Source organism: Acinetobacter sp. ANC 4636, assembly GCF_054454555.1.
In genome coordinates this window covers 1-16,862 of record NZ_JBTKVD010000006.1, presented here as the reverse complement: position 1 = coordinate 16,862, position 16,862 = coordinate 1, and the positions used below count along the sequence as shown (strand labels likewise).

General features: G+C 43.2%; 12 protein-coding genes and 1 tRNA gene. 2 read left to right on the top strand and 11 right to left on the bottom strand.

Annotated features, from left to right (window positions below; all coding sequences use genetic code 11):
- Nucleotides 1–42 precede the first annotated feature (42 nt).
- Nucleotides 43–396 carry a YMGG-like glycine zipper-containing protein gene (locus tag ACX1N5_RS07935; protein ID WP_004749875.1) on the bottom strand — a complete coding sequence of 118 codons (354 nt, stop codon included), beginning with the start codon at nucleotides 394–396 and terminating at the stop codon, nucleotides 43–45.
- 239 nt (nucleotides 397–635) lie between these two features.
- Here ACX1N5_RS07935 and ACX1N5_RS07930 point away from each other — a divergent pair, with 239 nt between their 5' ends.
- Both ACX1N5_RS07930 and ACX1N5_RS07925 read left to right on the top strand, forming a co-directional pair.
- Nucleotides 636–2,009: an amino acid permease gene (locus ACX1N5_RS07930; RefSeq protein ID WP_131381439.1), complete on the top strand. Its 1,374-nt coding sequence runs from the start codon at nucleotides 636–638 to the stop codon at nucleotides 2,007–2,009.
- A gap of 130 nt (nucleotides 2,010–2,139) precedes the next feature.
- Complete coding sequence (locus ACX1N5_RS07925; protein WP_458801578.1) at nucleotides 2,140–3,105, top strand: cation diffusion facilitator family transporter; 966 nt, start codon at nucleotides 2,140–2,142, stop codon at nucleotides 3,103–3,105.
- A 59-nt stretch (nucleotides 3,106–3,164) separates the two neighbouring features.
- Here ACX1N5_RS07925 and cysK read toward each other — a convergent pair whose 3' ends face one another.
- The 10 genes from cysK to ACX1N5_RS07875 form a co-directional block, all read right to left on the bottom strand.
- A complete protein-coding gene (gene cysK / locus ACX1N5_RS07920; RefSeq protein WP_458801580.1) occupies nucleotides 3,165–4,166 on the bottom strand; it encodes a cysteine synthase A in 1,002 nt (333 codons plus the stop codon).
- 361 nt (nucleotides 4,167–4,527) lie between these two features.
- Nucleotides 4,528–8,721, bottom strand: a complete 4,194-nt coding sequence (gene rpoC, locus ACX1N5_RS07915; RefSeq protein ID WP_034425647.1) for a DNA-directed RNA polymerase subunit beta' — start codon at nucleotides 8,719–8,721, stop codon at nucleotides 4,528–4,530.
- An 87-nt stretch (nucleotides 8,722–8,808) separates the two neighbouring features.
- Complete coding sequence (gene rpoB / locus ACX1N5_RS07910; protein WP_004749882.1) at nucleotides 8,809–12,894, bottom strand: DNA-directed RNA polymerase subunit beta; 4,086 nt, start codon at nucleotides 12,892–12,894, stop codon at nucleotides 8,809–8,811.
- Nucleotides 12,895–13,201: 307 nt separating this feature from the next.
- Nucleotides 13,202–13,570: a 50S ribosomal protein L7/L12 gene (rplL, locus tag ACX1N5_RS07905; RefSeq protein WP_004749883.1), complete on the bottom strand. Its 369-nt coding sequence runs from the start codon at nucleotides 13,568–13,570 to the stop codon at nucleotides 13,202–13,204.
- A gap of 48 nt (nucleotides 13,571–13,618) precedes the next feature.
- Nucleotides 13,619–14,125, bottom strand: coding sequence for a 50S ribosomal protein L10 (rplJ, locus tag ACX1N5_RS07900; RefSeq protein WP_004749884.1), 507 nt, complete (start codon nucleotides 14,123–14,125; stop codon nucleotides 13,619–13,621).
- A gap of 304 nt (nucleotides 14,126–14,429) precedes the next feature.
- On the bottom strand, nucleotides 14,430–15,125 hold the full coding sequence (gene rplA / locus ACX1N5_RS07895; RefSeq protein ID WP_004749885.1) for a 50S ribosomal protein L1: 696 nt from the start codon (nucleotides 15,123–15,125) through the stop codon (nucleotides 14,430–14,432).
- 3 nt (nucleotides 15,126–15,128) lie between these two features.
- Nucleotides 15,129–15,557, bottom strand: a complete 429-nt coding sequence (gene rplK, locus ACX1N5_RS07890; protein WP_004637639.1) for a 50S ribosomal protein L11 — start codon at nucleotides 15,555–15,557, stop codon at nucleotides 15,129–15,131.
- Between the two features lie 110 nt (nucleotides 15,558–15,667).
- Nucleotides 15,668–16,201 (bottom strand): transcription termination/antitermination protein NusG, encoded by a 534-nt coding sequence (gene nusG, locus ACX1N5_RS07885; protein ID WP_004749886.1) that lies wholly within the window; start codon nucleotides 16,199–16,201, stop codon nucleotides 15,668–15,670.
- A gap of 6 nt (nucleotides 16,202–16,207) precedes the next feature.
- A complete protein-coding gene (gene secE / locus ACX1N5_RS07880; RefSeq protein WP_004749887.1) occupies nucleotides 16,208–16,648 on the bottom strand; it encodes a preprotein translocase subunit SecE in 441 nt (146 codons plus the stop codon).
- Nucleotides 16,649–16,729: 81 nt separating this feature from the next.
- A tRNA-Trp gene (locus ACX1N5_RS07875) sits at nucleotides 16,730–16,805 on the bottom strand.
- Between the last annotated feature and the right edge of the window lie 57 nt (nucleotides 16,806–16,862).

The window sequence follows — 16,862 nt, the reverse complement described above, 5'->3', positions numbered from 1 at the left end:
GGCTATCCGAAGTATAGCCCTATGAATCAACGCGACAAACGTTTATTTGTTTTCTTGGATAGCAGCACCAGCGCCCCCACCAATTGCACCACCGATTGCTGCACCTGCATCACCACCTAATACCGCTTTACCAATGACTGCACCCACGCCTGCGCCAATTGCACTACCTGTTGTCGTTCTTGAACCACCTTGGGTATGGCTGGCGATACCTGCACCTGCAGCAGCACCAACGCCCGCACCTAAACCACCACCTACATGGTTACCAGCACCACCACCAATTGCACCACCTAACGCTGCCGCACCAATATTTTGCTCAGAAGGTGACATACTTTGGCAGCCAACCAGCATCATGCCAGATAAAGCAGTAAGTGCACATAAACCGAGTAATTTTTTCATCATTTTGCTCCGAATAGACTATGTTGTCTTTCAGTATCAGACTAAACTTTTTTGTAGTAAAAAATCATAACATTTTGTTACAACCAATCGTTTTATTACTTTTTTTTGTAATTGATCAAAAGACATGCATATAGCACAAATTCTTCAGTATTCATCAGGAAATACTGGAGCTGGGCAAATATTGTGTGAACTCACAGTCAAGCTTCTATACAATATCCGCGCATGAATTGGAGTGAATAATGTCAGAGACATCTACTTTACGGCGCGGGCTGAATACGCGTCACATCCGTTTCCTTGCGCTAGGTTCGGCGATTGGAACGGGGTTATTTTATGGTTCGGCATCTGCAATAAAGCAGGCAGGACCATCTGTTTTACTTGCCTATATGATTGCAGGTGTAGCCATTTATATCGTGATGCGCGCACTTGGTGAGATGGCGGTACACAACCCTGTTTCAGACTCCTTTAGCCATTATGCCTCTGAGTATCTCAGCCCATTGGCAGGTTTTACCACGGGTTGGACATATGTCTTTGAAATGGTCATTGTGGCAATTGCTGATGTGACTGCATTTGGTATTTACATGGGGTTTTGGTTTCCCGATGTTCCGCGCTGGATTTGGGTACTCTCGGTCATTTTATTCTTGGGCGCGATTAACCTGATTCATGTCAAAGTCTATGGTGAAGTCGAATTCTGGCTGTCTATTATCAAGGTCACTGCGATTATTGCCATGATTTTGGGTGGGTTTGGCATCATGTTGTATGGCATGCACATACCCCATAGTGACTTTACCCCAGGCATCGCCAATTTGTGGCAGCATGGCGGCTTTATGCCAAACGGAATTTCTGGCTTTATTGCCTGTTTCTCCGTGGTGGTATTTGCGTTTGGCGGAATTGAAATTATTGGGGTGACTGCGGGCGAAACCCAAGACCCGAAAACTGCGATTCCACGTGCCATCAATGCCGTGCCGATCCGTATTATTCTGTTCTATGTCCTCACGATTTTTGTCTTAATGTCAATTTTCCCATGGAACCAAATTGGAACTGCAGGTAGCCCGTTCGTTCAGATTTTTGAAGGTCTAGGCATTAAATCAGCGGCAGCAATCCTGAATATCGTGGTCATTACTGCGGCTATTTCTGCCATTAACAGTGATGTATTTGGCGCAGGTCGCATGATGTACGGTATGGCACTCAAAGGTCATGCTCCGAAAATTTTCTGTAAAACCTCAAAAAATGGCGCACCACTCATGCCTGTTGTGGTCATGACCGTCGTGCTTTTGGCTGGTGTAGTTTTAAACTATCTGATTCCACAAAATGTCTTTGAAATCATTGCTTCAATTGCAACATTTGCAACGGTTTATGTATGGCTCATGATTTTGCTAGCGCAAATGGGAATGCGGAAAAAACTCAGTGCAGAAGATATCAAGAAGCTAGATTTCCCAATCATCGGCTGGCCAGTTGCTCCAATCATTGCCACAGCATTTATGATTTTTGTGATTGCCATGATTGGTTATTTCCCAGACTCACGCCCAGCGCTCTATGTCGGGGCAATTTGGCTCATCTTCCTCGCAGTTGCACATAAGTTTTTAGTTAAACCGAAAAACCGATCAAAACTCTAGAACTTATTTTGCATGATTTGAATGCCCTGCTGGTACATCCAACAGGGCATTTTTTATGATTATCCATTGGGCAAAGCGTACAATATTGATGAATCAAAACCAGATTCCCAGATTATTTTAAGGGCCATCTATGAAAAAAGCCTCCAGTAACCGCCGCGTCATTTATATTGCCTTAGTTGGCAATCTTATTATTGCGGTGGCTAAGTTTATTGCAGCTTTTCTCACTTCGAGTGCCGCCATGCTCAGTGAAGCGGTGCATTCGGTGGTCGATACACTCAACGAAATTTTGTTGTTGCACGGTTTAAAAAAATCCCAGCAAACGCCCGATGAAGAGCATCCGTTTGGTTATGGTCGTGAACTGTATTTCTGGTCATTTATTGTAGCGTTACTGGTTTTTGCACTGGGTGCAGTGGTGTCAATTTATCAGGGTCTTCATCATATTGCTGAACCTGAAGCCATCACTTCGCCCGTCATTAACTATGTCATTCTTGTCATTGCATTTGTCTGTGAAGGTTTTTCTTGGTTACTAGCGCTCAAAGGCTTTCGCAAATACAAAGGCGATATGGGATATTTTGAAGCCTTTCGCAAAAGCAAAGACCCGACCACTTTTACCGTTTTATTTGAAGATAGCGCAGCATTATTAGGCTTAATGATCGCTTTTTTAGGCGTATTCCTTTCGCATTATTATCATGCCCCTGTGCTGGATGGTATTGCCTCTATCCTGATTGGCTGTATTTTGGCGGTGGTGGCATTTTTTATGGCACGTGAAACCAAAGGTCTACTTATGGGTGAATCTGCCGATCCTGCGCTGCCGAAGCATATTTTAGAACTGGTACAGCAAGATTATGCTGTGTTACATGCCAATGGCGTACTCACCCAGCAAATGGGTGCACATCAGGTGATTGCATCGCTCAGTTTGGAGTTTAAAGATAACCTGACTTCCGATGAGATTGAAGCTTGTGTTAACCGCCTGGAAATGCGCGTCAAACACATGCATCCTGAAATTGTCGGTTTATTTATCAAACCACAGACCAAGCAGGTCTGGCTACAACGCTTGGCAGAACGTCGCCGCAGCGCACAGCAAGATGGAACCTGATAATAAAAAAGACAAGGCATTTACCTTGTCTTTTTACAACTTCACTTTGTAGGCTGAGCTTATTCTTCAGTAAATAAACCTTCAAATAATACCGAAGACAAATAGCGCTCACCACTATCTGGCAAAATCACCACAATGGTTTTTCCAGCATTTTCAGGACGTGCAGCCAGTTTCGCTGCTGCTGCCAATGCTGCACCACATGAAATACCCACCAAAATACCTTCTTGAGTTGCAGTTTTACGTGCCCATTCCAAAGCTTCTTCACTAGTCACTGGTAGAACTTCATCGACTAAACTCAGGTCTAGGTTTTTAGGAATGAAGTTTGCACCAATCCCCTGAATTTTATGTGGTGCTGGAGTAATATCTTCGCCACGTCGGTATTGACTAATAATCGGCGATTCCGCAGGTTCAACTGCAACTGAGTACAATGGCTTGTTTTGTACTTGTTCAAAGTAACGTGAAATCCCAGTGATTGTACCGCCAGTTCCAACACCTGACACCAAAATATCAACTTGACCGCCTGTCGCCTGCCAAATTTCAGGCCCTGTCGTGTCTTGGTGGATTTGCGGGTTGGCAGGATTTTCAAACTGCTGTGGCAGAAAGTAAAGCTCTGGCTGTTCAGTGGCAAGGCGGATTGCTTCATCTACCGCACCTTTCATGCCTTTTGCAGGTTCAGTTAGTACCAAGTTTGCACCAAGTGCCTTCAGTACCTTACGACGTTCTAGGCTCATGCTGGCAGGCATAGTTAAGGTAATCGGATAACCTTTTGCAGCCGCTACAAATGCCAAAGCAATACCTGTATTACCACTGGTTGGCTCAACAATATGCATGCCTGCTTTAAGCACACCACGTTTTTCAGCATCTGCGACCAACGCTGCACCCACGCGGCATTTCACTGAAAATGCAGGGTTACGACTTTCTATTTTTGCTAAAACGGTTGCGCCACCTTGAATAATACGGTTAATGCGAACCAGTGGCGTGTTACCAATTGCTTCAGCGTTGTTGGCATAAACCGCAATACCTAAATTGGCTGGCGTTGGAAATTGTGCATCTGTTGTCATGAGTCTTCCTGAATAGTTTTTTAAAGGCTATTTCAAGATCATAAACCGTTTTAATTCACAATCTCAAATAATCCAGAATCCTGTTTATGAATTTTTATGCTAAGCATATTCTTTAAATGGTTAAGTAAAATCTGTTTTGCTTGATTAAGTTCTAAACGGATTATGTGAGCGTTTTACAACGAAAGTTTGATCTGTAGTTTATCGAATTCATTGTTATTATAAAAATATACAGCTTGATTAAACCTCTGCGTTGCTTCTTCTAAATTCATTCTTTTAAGTTTTCAAATTCATTATTTTTCAAAGTATATAAACAAAAAAAAGAGCCTCGAAAGGCTCTCTTTTTTAGTCAGTCAATTCAAACTTAGAATTGGCTTTCATTTAATGCTTGGCTAAACGCCTGGTCAACATCACTAAAGTCATTGTGAAGTTCAAACTCCGCAGCTTCAGCTTCTTGACGACGACGTTCCAAGTGATACGCAAGACCTGTACCTGCAGGAATCAAACGACCTACAACCACGTTCTCTTTCAGACCACGCAATTCATCTTCTTTACCTGTTACAGCCGCTTCAGTTAACACACGAGTGGTTTCCTGGAACGATGCAGCAGAAATGAACGAGTCAGTAGAAAGCGACGCTTTGGTAATACCCATCAATTGACGCTCAAATTTCGCTGGGAATTTGTTTTGCGCTGCAACTGCTTGGTTTTCTTGTACCATGCGGATGTAATCGACTTGCTCACCTTTGATGAAGCTTGTATCGCCACCATCAGTGATATCAACTTTACGTAACATTTGACGTACGATGACTTCAATGTGCTTATCGTTGATTTTTACACCTTGCAGACGGTAAACGTCCTGAACTTCGTTCACGATGTAGTTGGTCAACGCCACTTCGCCTTTCAAGCGTAAGATATCATGTGGGTTTTGTGGACCATCAGAAATGGTTTCACCACGGTTGACATGCTCGCCTTCGAACACGTTAATGGTACGCCATTTCGGAATAAGCTCTTCATAGATTTCAGAGCCATCATCTGGAGCAATAACCAAACGGTTCTTACCTTTGGTTTCTTTACCGAAGCTTACAACACCTGACACTTCAGCCAAGATTGCATGTTCTTTCGGTTTACGCGCTTCGAACAAGTCCGCAACACGTGGCAAACCACCGGTAATGTCACGAGTACGTGACGTTTCTTGTGGTACACGACCAATAACGTCACCCACACCAATCGTTTCACCATCACGTACAGTTACGATTGTGTTTTGTGGCAAGAAGTAGAACTGTTCAGTACCATCAGCCGTATCAAGCACGATCGCAGGACGCATATCTTTACCAGCTACAGGACGTGCAGTTACAGGCAAGATTTCAACTGTGGTCATACCCGTTGCATCATCAGTTTTCGATGTTGCAGTTACGCCATCAGCGATTTGCGAGAAGCGTACTTTACCAGCAACTTCTGTTACCAATGGATGGGTATGCGGATCCCAAGTCGCAACGATACCACCAGCTTCAACCACTTCACCATCTTTCAGTACAATGCTTGCACCGTAAGGAAGTTTATAACGCTCGCGTTCACGACCTAAATCATCTGCAATACCGATTTCACCTGAACGTGAAACAGAAACCAAATGACCTTTGGTATGTTGTACAGTTTTCACATTGTGGAAACGTACTGTACCTTTGTTACGCACTTGTACGCTGTTTGCCGCAGAAGTTCGGCTCGCTGCACCACCTACGTGGAACGTACGCATGGTTAACTGTGTACCTGGTTCACCAATTGACTGTGCTGCCATTACACCAACAGATTCACCTGGGTTTACCAAGTGACCACGAGCCAAGTCACGACCGTAACAACGTGCACATACACCAAATGTAGATTCACAGTTTACAACTGAACGAACTTTAACTTCATCGACACCTGCTTCTTCAAGATAAGCTGCAATTTTCTCGTCAATTAAAGTACCACGAGGTAATACAACTTCATCATCAGATGCACGTTTTACGTCTTCTGCAGTTACACGACCCAATACGCGGTCACGTAATGGCTCGATCACGTCACCACCTTGAATGAGTGGAGTCATGACTAGGCCGCCTGCTGTACCACAGTCAGGCTCAGTGATCACCAAGTCTTGTGCAACGTCTACAAGACGACGTGTCAAGTAACCCGAGTTCGCAGTTTTTAATGCTGTATCCGCCAAACCTTTACGCGCACCGTGGGTTGAAATAAAGTACTGAAGTACTGTCAAACCTTCACGGAAGTTCGCTTTAATTGGCGTTTCAATGATCGAACCATCTGGTTTAGCCATCAAACCACGCATACCAGCAAGCTGACGAATCTGTGCTGCACTACCACGCGCACCAGAGTCAGACATCATGTAGATACTGTTGAATGATTTCTGTTTCTCATCTTCACCTTTCTTGTTTTTCACAAGAGTATAAGACAAGTTGTCCATCATCGCTTTGGCAACTTGGTCGTTGGTACGCGCCCAAATATCGACCACTTTGTTATAGCGTTCACCCGCAGTTACGAAACCTTGTTCGAACTGTTGTTCGATTTCACGGACTTCAGCTTCTGCTTTGGCAATAATTGCTTGTTTTTGTGGTGGAATGAGCATGTCTTCCATACCCACAGATACACCAGAGCGAGTCGCTTGACGGAAGCCCAAGTACATCAATTGGTCAGCAAAGATAACGGTATCTTTAAGACCTAATTTACGGTAGCAAGAGTTGATCAGTTTTGAGATGTTTTTCTTGGTCATCTCAAGGTTGATTGACTCGAAGCTTAGACCTTCAGGTACGATTTCCCAAAGTAAGCAGCGACCAGGCGTTGTATCAACAATAATGGTCTGTTTTTCACGTTCGCCATTTTCGTTAATTACAGTTTGGTGTACACGCGCTTTTACACGAGCGTGCATCGCCACTTGACCTGTTGCAAGCGCACGGTTCACTTCATGAGTATCCGCAAATACCATGCCTTCACCATTGGCATTTACCGCATCACGCGTGATGTAGTAAAGACCCAAGACCACGTCCTGAGAAGGTACGATAATCGGCTCACCATTGGCAGGTGACAAGATGTTGTTGGTTGACATCATTAACGCACGAGCTTCAAGTTGAGCTTCAAGTGTTAATGGTACGTGTACCGCCATTTGGTCACCGTCGAAGTCGGCGTTAAACGCTGTACATACGAGTGGGTGTAGGCGAATCGCTTTACCTTCAATCAGGATTGGTTCAAATGCTTGAAGACCCAAACGGTGAAGTGTTGGCGCACGGTTCAACATCACTGGATGCTGACGAATCACAGATGCCAAAACGTCCCAAACTTCCGGAGTCTCGCGTTCAACCATTTTCTTCGCAGCTTTAATGGTTGTTGCCTGACCTGAAGCTTGCAGTTTCGCGAAAATAAACGGCTTGAATAGTTCAAGTGCCATTTTCTTCGGAAGACCACACTGGTGCAAACGTAAAGATGGACCTACGGTAATTACCGAACGGCCAGAATAGTCAACACGTTTACCCAACAAGTTTTGACGGAAACGACCTTGCTTACCTTTGATCATATCAGCCAAAGATTTAAGCGGACGTTTGTTCGAACCTGTAATTGCACGACCACGACGACCGTTGTCTAACAAGGCATCCACAGACTCTTGCAACATACGTTTTTCGTTACGTACGATGATGTCTGGTGCAGCCAAGTCAAGAAGGCGTTTCAAACGGTTGTTACGGTTGATCACACGACGGTAAAGGTCGTTCAAGTCAGAAGTCGCGAAACGACCACCTTCAAGTGGTACAAGTGGACGCAAGTCTGGTGGAAGTACTGGAAGTACGTTCATCACCATCCATTCTGGCTTGTTGTTTGACTCTTTGAATGCTTCCATCAATTTCAAGCGCTTAGACGCTTTTTTCAACTTCGTTTCAGAAGTTGTTTGAGGAATTTCTTCACGCAAACGTGTGATTTCAGCTTCAAGGTCGATGTCTTTCAACAAGTCCTGAACTGCTTCTGCACCCATTTTCGCAGTGAATTCATCACCGTGTTCTTCAAGTGCATTGAAGTATTCTTCGTCAGTCAGAAGCTGATACTTCTCGAACGGAGTCATACCAGGATCAGTCACAACGTATGATTCGAAATACAATACACGTTCGATATCACGTAATGTCATATCAAGAAGCAAACCGATACGGCTTGGTAATGATTTCAAGAACCAGATGTGTGCTACTGGTGATGCAAGCTCGATGTGACCCATACGTTCACGACGAACTTTTGCAGTTGTTACTTCAACGCCACATTTTTCACAAATGACGCCTTTATATTTCATACGCTTGTATTTACCACACAAGCATTCGTAATCTTTTACTGGACCAAAGATTTTGGCACAGAACAAACCATCACGTTCTGGTTTAAAGGTACGGTAGTTGATTGTCTCTGGCTTTTTAACTTCACCGTGAGACCACGACTTAATCATTTCTGGTGACGCAAGACCAATACGGATGCGATCAAACTCTACTGGAGCATGACCGTCAGAGTCCGTCTTCTTACGCATGATATCGAGCAAGTCTTTCAATTTTTTTCTCCGTGTGCCGAGGAGCATAACTCGCTCGGCTGGGTCACAAATATTGTTTTTTCCTGAAAAATCTAAGCAGTTTAGGGCTTAGTCACCATTTTTCAGTTCAATGTTGATACCTAAAGAACGGATCTCTTTGGTCAATACGTTGAATGATTCAGGCATACCTGGATCCATATAATGGTTGCCATCTACAATGTTCTTATAGATGCGGGTACGACCTTCAACGTCATCCGACTTAACAGTGAGCATTTCTTGAAGTGTGTATGCTGCACCGTATGCTTCAAGTGCCCAGACTTCCATCTCACCGAAACGCTGACCACCGAACTGTGCTTTACCACCAAGCGGCTGTTGAGTTACAAGCGAGTAAGAACCCGTTGAACGCGCATGCATCTTGTCATCAACCAAGTGGTTCAATTTGAGCATGTACATATAACCAACAGTGACAGGACGATCAAATTTCTCACCTGTACGACCATCGTACAGCTCCATTTGACCAGTCTTCGAGTAGCCTGCAAGGTCAAGTAACTCTTTGATTTGGCTTTCTTCAGCACCATCAAATACAGGTGTTGCCAAAGGCACACCTTTACGCAAGTTACCTGAAAGTTTCAAGACTTCTTCATCAGTCAAGGTATCAAGCTCTTCTTGCTCACCACCGACTTTGTTATAGATCTTGTCAAGGAAATCACGTAGTTCAGCCATCGTGCGTTGCTGTTTAAGCATCTTGTCGATTTGCTCGCCCAGACCTTTTGCAGCCAAACCTAAGTGAGTTTCAAGAATCTGACCCACGTTCATACGTGATGGTACGCCCAGCGGGTTCAATACCACGTCAACAGGAACACCATTGGCATCGTGTGGCATGTCTTCTACAGGCAAGATGTTTGATACAACACCTTTGTTCCCGTGACGACCTGCCATTTTATCACCAGGCTGGATACGACGTTTCACTGCCAAGTAAACTTTTACAACTTTCAATACGCCAGTTGTAAGTTCGTCACCTGTTGAAAGTTTGCGTTTTTTCTCAGCAAATTTCTCATCAATTTCAGCGCTCTTCTCTTTCAAGAACACTTGAATTTGACTTAAACGTTCGGCAATTGCTTCATCAGTCGGTTGAATCTCAAGTAAATCAACCAACTCAAGACCTGATAGAACAGATTCAGCAAGCTTGTCACCACGTTTAGTTGTACCACCGCCATTAGATTCTTGATCTGTCAATAAGCGAATAATACGTTCACGTGCTGCTTCTTCAAAGATTTTGAATTCTTCTTTCAAATCTTTACGGTAAGCATCAAGTTGTGCTTTTTCAATTGCTTGTGCACGTTCGTCTTTCTCTAAACCATCACGAGTAAAGACTTGAACATCAATAACTGTACCTTTAGTACCTGACGGAACACGTAAAGAAGAGTCTTTTACGTCAGCCGCTTTTTCACCAAAGATCGCACGAAGCAATTTTTCTTCTGGAGTTAACTGAGTTTCGCCTTTTGGTGTCACTTTACCAACAAGGATATCCCCTGCTGTTACTTCAGCACCAATATAAACGATACCAGACTCATCCAGTTTAGACAGTGCGGCTTCACCAACGTTAGGAATATCAGCCGTAATTTCTTCTGCACCCAATTTAGTATCACGTGCTACACATGACAATTCTTGGATATGAATCGAGGTTAAACGGTCTTCTTGAAGTACACGTTCAGAAAGCAAGATCGAGTCTTCGTAGTTAAAGCCGTTCCAAGTCATGAACGCAACACGCATGTTTTGACCCAATGCCAACTCACCGCCATCGGTAGAAGGACCATCAGCCAATACATCACCACGACCTACTTTATCACCCAAGTTCACAAGAACTTTCTGGTTGATACAGGTGTTTTGGTTTGAACGTGTATATTTGATCAAGTTATAGATGTCGACACCAGCTTCACCAGCAATCATCTCATCTTCATTGACACGAATTACAACACGTGAAGCGTCAACAAACTCGATCACACCACCACGGTTCGCAATCACACACACGCCAGAGTCGCGTGCTACGTTTGCTTCCATACCTGTACCAACAAGTGGCTTGTCAGCAAGCAAAGTCGGAACAGCCTGACGTTGCATGTTTGAACCCATCAATGCACGGTTCGCGTCATCGTGTTCAAGGAATGGAATCAATGATGCCGCAACAGATACAACCTGCTGTGCAGATACATCCATATGCGTCACTTTTTCAGGTGGCATACGTACAGTTTCACCTTGGTGACGAACTGTAACCATCTCATCGATCAAGTTACCTTCAGCATCGACTGCTGAGTCGGCTTGCGCAATAACTGTACCTACTTCTTCAATTGCAGACAGGTATTCAGTTTCTTCAGTAACACGACCATCAACAACTTTACGGTACGGAGTTTCCAAGAAACCGAAGTCATTGGCTTTTGCATACACAGAAAGCGAGTTGATCAAACCAATGTTTGGACCTTCAGGCGTTTCAATCGGACATACACGACCATAGTGTGTATGGTGTACGTCACGCACTTCGAAGCCTGCACGCTCACGAGTCAAACCACCAGGTCCGAGTGCTGATACACGACGTTTGTGTGTAATCTCAGACAACGGGTTGTTTTGATCCATAAACTGAGACAACTGGCTTGAACCAAAGAATTCTTTGATTGCCGCAGCGACAGGTTTAGCATTGATCAAATCTTGTGGAGACAGGTTATCAGTTTCTGCTTGGCTTAAACGCTCTTTTACAGCACGTTCAACACGAACCAAACCAACACGGAATTGGTTTTCAGTCATTTCACCCACAGAGCGAACACGACGGTTACCCAAGTGGTCGATATCGTCGACTTCACCTTTACCGTTACGGATTTCGATCAAGATACGCATTACATCAATGATATCGTCATTCGACAAGATACCTTCAACTTCGCGAGATTTCTGATCTGTACCCACTTCGTATGGACGACCCAAACGACGGTTGAACTTCATACGACCTACAGGTGACAAGTCATAACGTTCTGTAGAGAAGAATAAGTTATGGAACAAGTTTTCTGCTGCTTCTTTGGTTGGTGGCTCGCCTGGGCGCATCACTTTATAAATTTCAACCAAAGCTTCATCACGGCTAGATGTTGTATCTGCACGTAAAGAGTCTGCAATAAATGAACCACGGTCAATATCATTGGTAAACAGGATGTTAAATTGCTTAACACCGCCTTCAGCCAATTTCACCATAATGTCATGGCTAAGCAAGGTATTTGCAGGAATCACGTCACCATCACGTAAAGTCACGTTTTCTGCAATAATACGCTCATACAAGTATTCGTCTGGAACAGGCAGTTTAGTCAGACCTGAAGCTTCCATTTGACGTACATGGCGTGCGTTAATACGTTTACCTTGTTCAACAATCACTTTGCCAGAGCTGTCAGCGATATCGAACTGTGCCATTTCACCACGCAGGCGATCTGGAACCAATTCAATCTGGTAACTGCCCATATCGACATACACAGGAACTTTTTCATAGAACAAGTTCAGGATTTGTTCATCTGTGTAATTCAACGCACGTAAAATAACTGTTGCCAATAATTTACGACGACGGTCGATACGTACGTAAACCAAATCTTTAATATCAAATTCGAAATCCAACCATGAACCACGGTAAGGAATAATACGAGCAGAATATAAAGTTTTGTTGGCGTGCGTTTTACCTTTGTCACTGTCAAAGAATACGCCAGGAGAACGGTGCAACTGAGATACGATTACACGCTCAGTCCCGTTAATCACGAACGTACCATTTTCCGTCATGAGTGGCATTTCACCCATATAGACTTCTTGTTCACGAACGTCTTTGATTGATTTAGTTTCGCGATCTTTAATGATCAAGCGAATTTTTACGCGCATTGGTGCCGCATAAGTTGAGCCACGAAGAATACATTCGCGAACATCAAACTCTGGCTTACCAAGGCTATACTCAACAAATTCTAAAGCAGCATTGCCAGAATAGCTTTCGATTGGAAAAACTGAACGAAATGCGGCCTGAAGACCGATATCTTCTCGATTTTTTGGTGTTTTGCCATCTTGTAAGAATGTTCTGTACGAGTCGACTTGAATCGAAAGCAAGTACGGAACGTCCATCACTTTAGGCAAATTACCAAAATTCTTACGGATCCGTTTTTTTTCGGTATATGAGTATGCCATTTGGAGTCCTCGGAAAGTACAAAACTAAATCCGCCTGCAGTTCGGATTTAGATGGAATTACGCAGGCCGATATGGCCACCACTACTTACAAATGCTGCAATTTAGAGTGGTAATAAAACGCTTAACAATATTTTTTATTGAAAAATATTGGTAAGCGTTTGATATATTGCGTTATTTTATAAAATATTCGTTTTCATTCGATAAGAACAAAAATCGAGCCGATTATTGTAACGCAAAAAGGCTGATGACCCAAGAGCCATCAGCCATTTTTTAGGAGCCAATTAAAAATAATTGACTCCCTTGCAAATTACTTAAGTGTAACTGTAGCACCAGCTGCTTCAAGTTTTTTCTTAAGTTCTTCGCCGTCTTCTTTAGAAACTGCTTCTTTAACAACTGAAGGAGCGCTTTCAACAAGATCTTTAGCTTCTTTAAGACCAAGGCCAGTAGCTTCACGAACTGCTTTAATAACCGCAACTTTGTTAGCACCGAAAGAAGTCAACTCAACGTTGAATTCAGTTTGTTCTTCAACAGCAGCAGCAGCGCCAGGAGCAGCAGCAACAGCTACAGCAGCAGCAGATACGTTGAATTTCTCTTCAAAAGCAGAGATAAGTTCAACAAGTTCAAGAACAGTTTTTTCAGCAACTGCGTTTAAAATTTCTTCGTTAGTTAAAGCCATGAGAATAACTCCAAATGGAAATTGAATGGTGTGTAAATAAATTTAAGCTTATGCAGCTTCTGGCTCGTTTTTCTCTTTGAGCGCTGTAATGAGGCGACCCAATTTCGAAATAGGAGCTTGAAGAACACTGGCAAGCATAGTAAGCGCTTTTTCTTGGTTCGGAAGATTTGCAATTACGCTAACTTCAGCACCCACATAAACCTTGCCATCAAATGCAGCAGCTTTAAGTTCAAATGCTTTGTTAGTTTTAGCAAATTCTTCGAACAAGCGTGCAGCTGCACCCATGTCATCTTCAGAAGTTGAAAAACCAAGAATTGTTGGACCAACAAGGTTATCGTTCAAGATATCAAACTGAGTACCTTCGAACGCACGTTTAGCCAAAGTGTTACGAACGATACGCGTATTAACACCTAGCTTACGAGCTTCAACACGTAATTGTGTCAATGCTTCTACAGTTAAACCTTGGTAGTCAGCAACAACAGCAGAAAACGCTTTAGAAGCAACTTCGTTTACTTCTGCAACGATCTGTTTTTTGTCTTCGATAAGAAGAGCCATCGTAAACCTCCTAACGGTGATCTATGTACTTTTACAAGCACACTCCCAATTCGTAAGTTCTTTCGAACTTACACGCGGAGGATGAATAAATCACACCACCGCGTCTACTCGGACTGGTTTTTTAAGAAAAAAGTTCAAAAAACTTTTTTCGCCCGAGGTCTTTGACGCTGATAAATTTACATTTATCAATTCAAAGTCCGCCTGATGAGAAAGCAATAAATTGCTTAAGTGTAGAAGAAAATCAATGATTTGCTATTTACACTTTTCTCTATCAGGGCTTTAAAATTCTTTTCTAAGTCGAAACTTAGTTAGAAACGTTGCTTACATCAACAGCAAGACCAGGACCCATAGTTGAGCTCAAAGTGATCTTTTTGATGTAGACACCTTTAGAAGTTGCTGGTTTTAACTTTTTCAAGTCAGCAATCAAAGTTTCAACGTTTTGACGAACAGCTTCAGCAGAGAAACCTACTTGACCAATCGCAGCGTGGATAATACCCGCTTTGTCTACACGGTAACGTGCTTGACCAGATTTTGCATTTTTAACTGCATTTGCAACGTCTGGAGTAACCGTACCCACTTTAGGGTTTGGCATCAAACCGCGTGGACCAAGGATCGTACCCAATTTACCTACAACGCGCATTGCGTCTGGAGCAGCAATGACTACATCAAAGTCAAGGTTGCCGCCTTGGATGCTCTCAGCAAGATCATCAAAACCAACGATGTCTGCACCAGCAGCTTTAGCTGCTTCTGCATTCGCGCCTTGAGCAAACACTGCAACACGTACAGTTTTACCAGTACCTGCAGGAAGTGTAGTTGCGCCACGAACAACTTGGTCAGATTTACGAGGATCAACACCTAGGTTTACCGCAACATCCAAAGACTCTTTGAATTTAGCAGCAGGTAGGCTAGAAAGAACTTGTACTGCTTCTTCCAAAGTGTAAACTTTGTTTGCTTCAATAGCAGCAGCAATGGCTTTTTGACGTTTAGTTAACTTTGCCATGTCTTATAGCTCCACTTCCAAGCCCATAGAACGTGCAGAACCAGCGATGGTACGAACACGTGCGTCTAAATCAGCACCAGTTAAATCTGGTTCTTTAGTAGTCGCAATTTCTTCTAACTGAGCACGAGTCAACTTACCAACTTTAGTTTTGTTTGGTACAGATGAGCCCTTTTGGATACCAGCAGCTTTCTTAAGAAGAATAGATGCAGGTGGAGTTTTCATGATGAATGTGAACGACTTATCGTTGTACACAGTGATCACGACTGGAATTGGCAAACCAACTTCAAGTTTTTGAGTCGCAGCATTGAATTCTTTACAGAATGCCATGATGTTAACACCACGTTGACCCAATGCAGGACCAATCGGTGGAGATGGATTTGCTTTACCAGCTGGAACTTGCAGCTTGATATAGCCGTCAATCTTCTTAGCCATTTTAAGTTACCTCTGGGTACAAACGCCGCTAGGCTCCCCAACTATTCTCGCAACATAATTGTTACAATAACAATGCCCGAATAAATCGGGCGTTTTCCAACCAATTCAAATTAAATTGTTTTTTCGACTTGGCGAAATTCCAATTCAACTTGGGTTGGTCGATTAAATACATTAATCGTCAACGTTAAACGTGACTTCTCGTATTGAACTTCTTCCACCACACCTTTAAAGTCTGTGAATGGACCGTCAATAACTAATAATTCTTCACCTGGTTCAAACATCGTCTTAGGACGAGGTGCTTCACCTGTACTGCGTACACGAGCAAGAATCGCATCTGCTTCGCGCTGAGTAATCGGTGCAGGTTTTTCTGGTGTACCACCAATAAAGCCCAACACTTTTGGACATTCTTTAACAATGTGCCAAGTATCGTCATTCATTTCCATTTCGACTAACACGTAGCCAGGAAAGAATTTACGCTCAGACTTGCGTTTTTTACCGTCCTTCATTTCTACCACTTCTTCGGTAGGAACAAGAACATCACCAAAGCTATCGGCAACAGTACTACGCTGGATTCGGTCTTTGAGTGAGCGCATCACTTGTTTTTCATAACCTGAATAGGCATGAATAATATACCAACGTTTCATAGCTTCTTACCCGATAATCAACTTCACTAACCAGCCCAAAGCGTAGTCAAAACACCACAACACAATTGAAGCGATAACAACAACAAGTACAACTTGCCATGAGGTTGTTACGGTTTCTTGCTTGGTTGGCCAAGTTACTCGACGTAATTCTACGCGTGCGTCCTTCAGTAAATGGATAAACCCTTTACCTTGGTGGGTGGCGTATAATAAACCTAAAGCCACGATGATACAAGCTAAAATTGCACCTATACGCGTCCAAACATTATTGGCTGGTGCCCAGTATGCTGGCAGATACTGATTCACCAAAGTTGCACAAATAAATAAAATAATCGCAACAATCCACAGGACAACATCCAAAGGGGAGCCAGAACGAACAACTTCAGCAGAATTATTTCTTTGAGGGATTGGCGCGTCGCTTAATGCGTCACGCGATTTATCATTCGACATGGGTGTACTCGTCGTAGAATTCGCGACTTATTATAAGACAATTTAGCTCAGTCAGCATCAAGCTTTAACTTTTGAAATAAATGGCAGGTTAGGAGGGACTCGAACCCCCAACATTCGGTTTTGGAGACCGACGCTCTACCAATTGAACTACTAACCTACAAAGTAAACCGAGAATCTAAATTCTCGGTTTAAATATCACAACAGATATTATGCA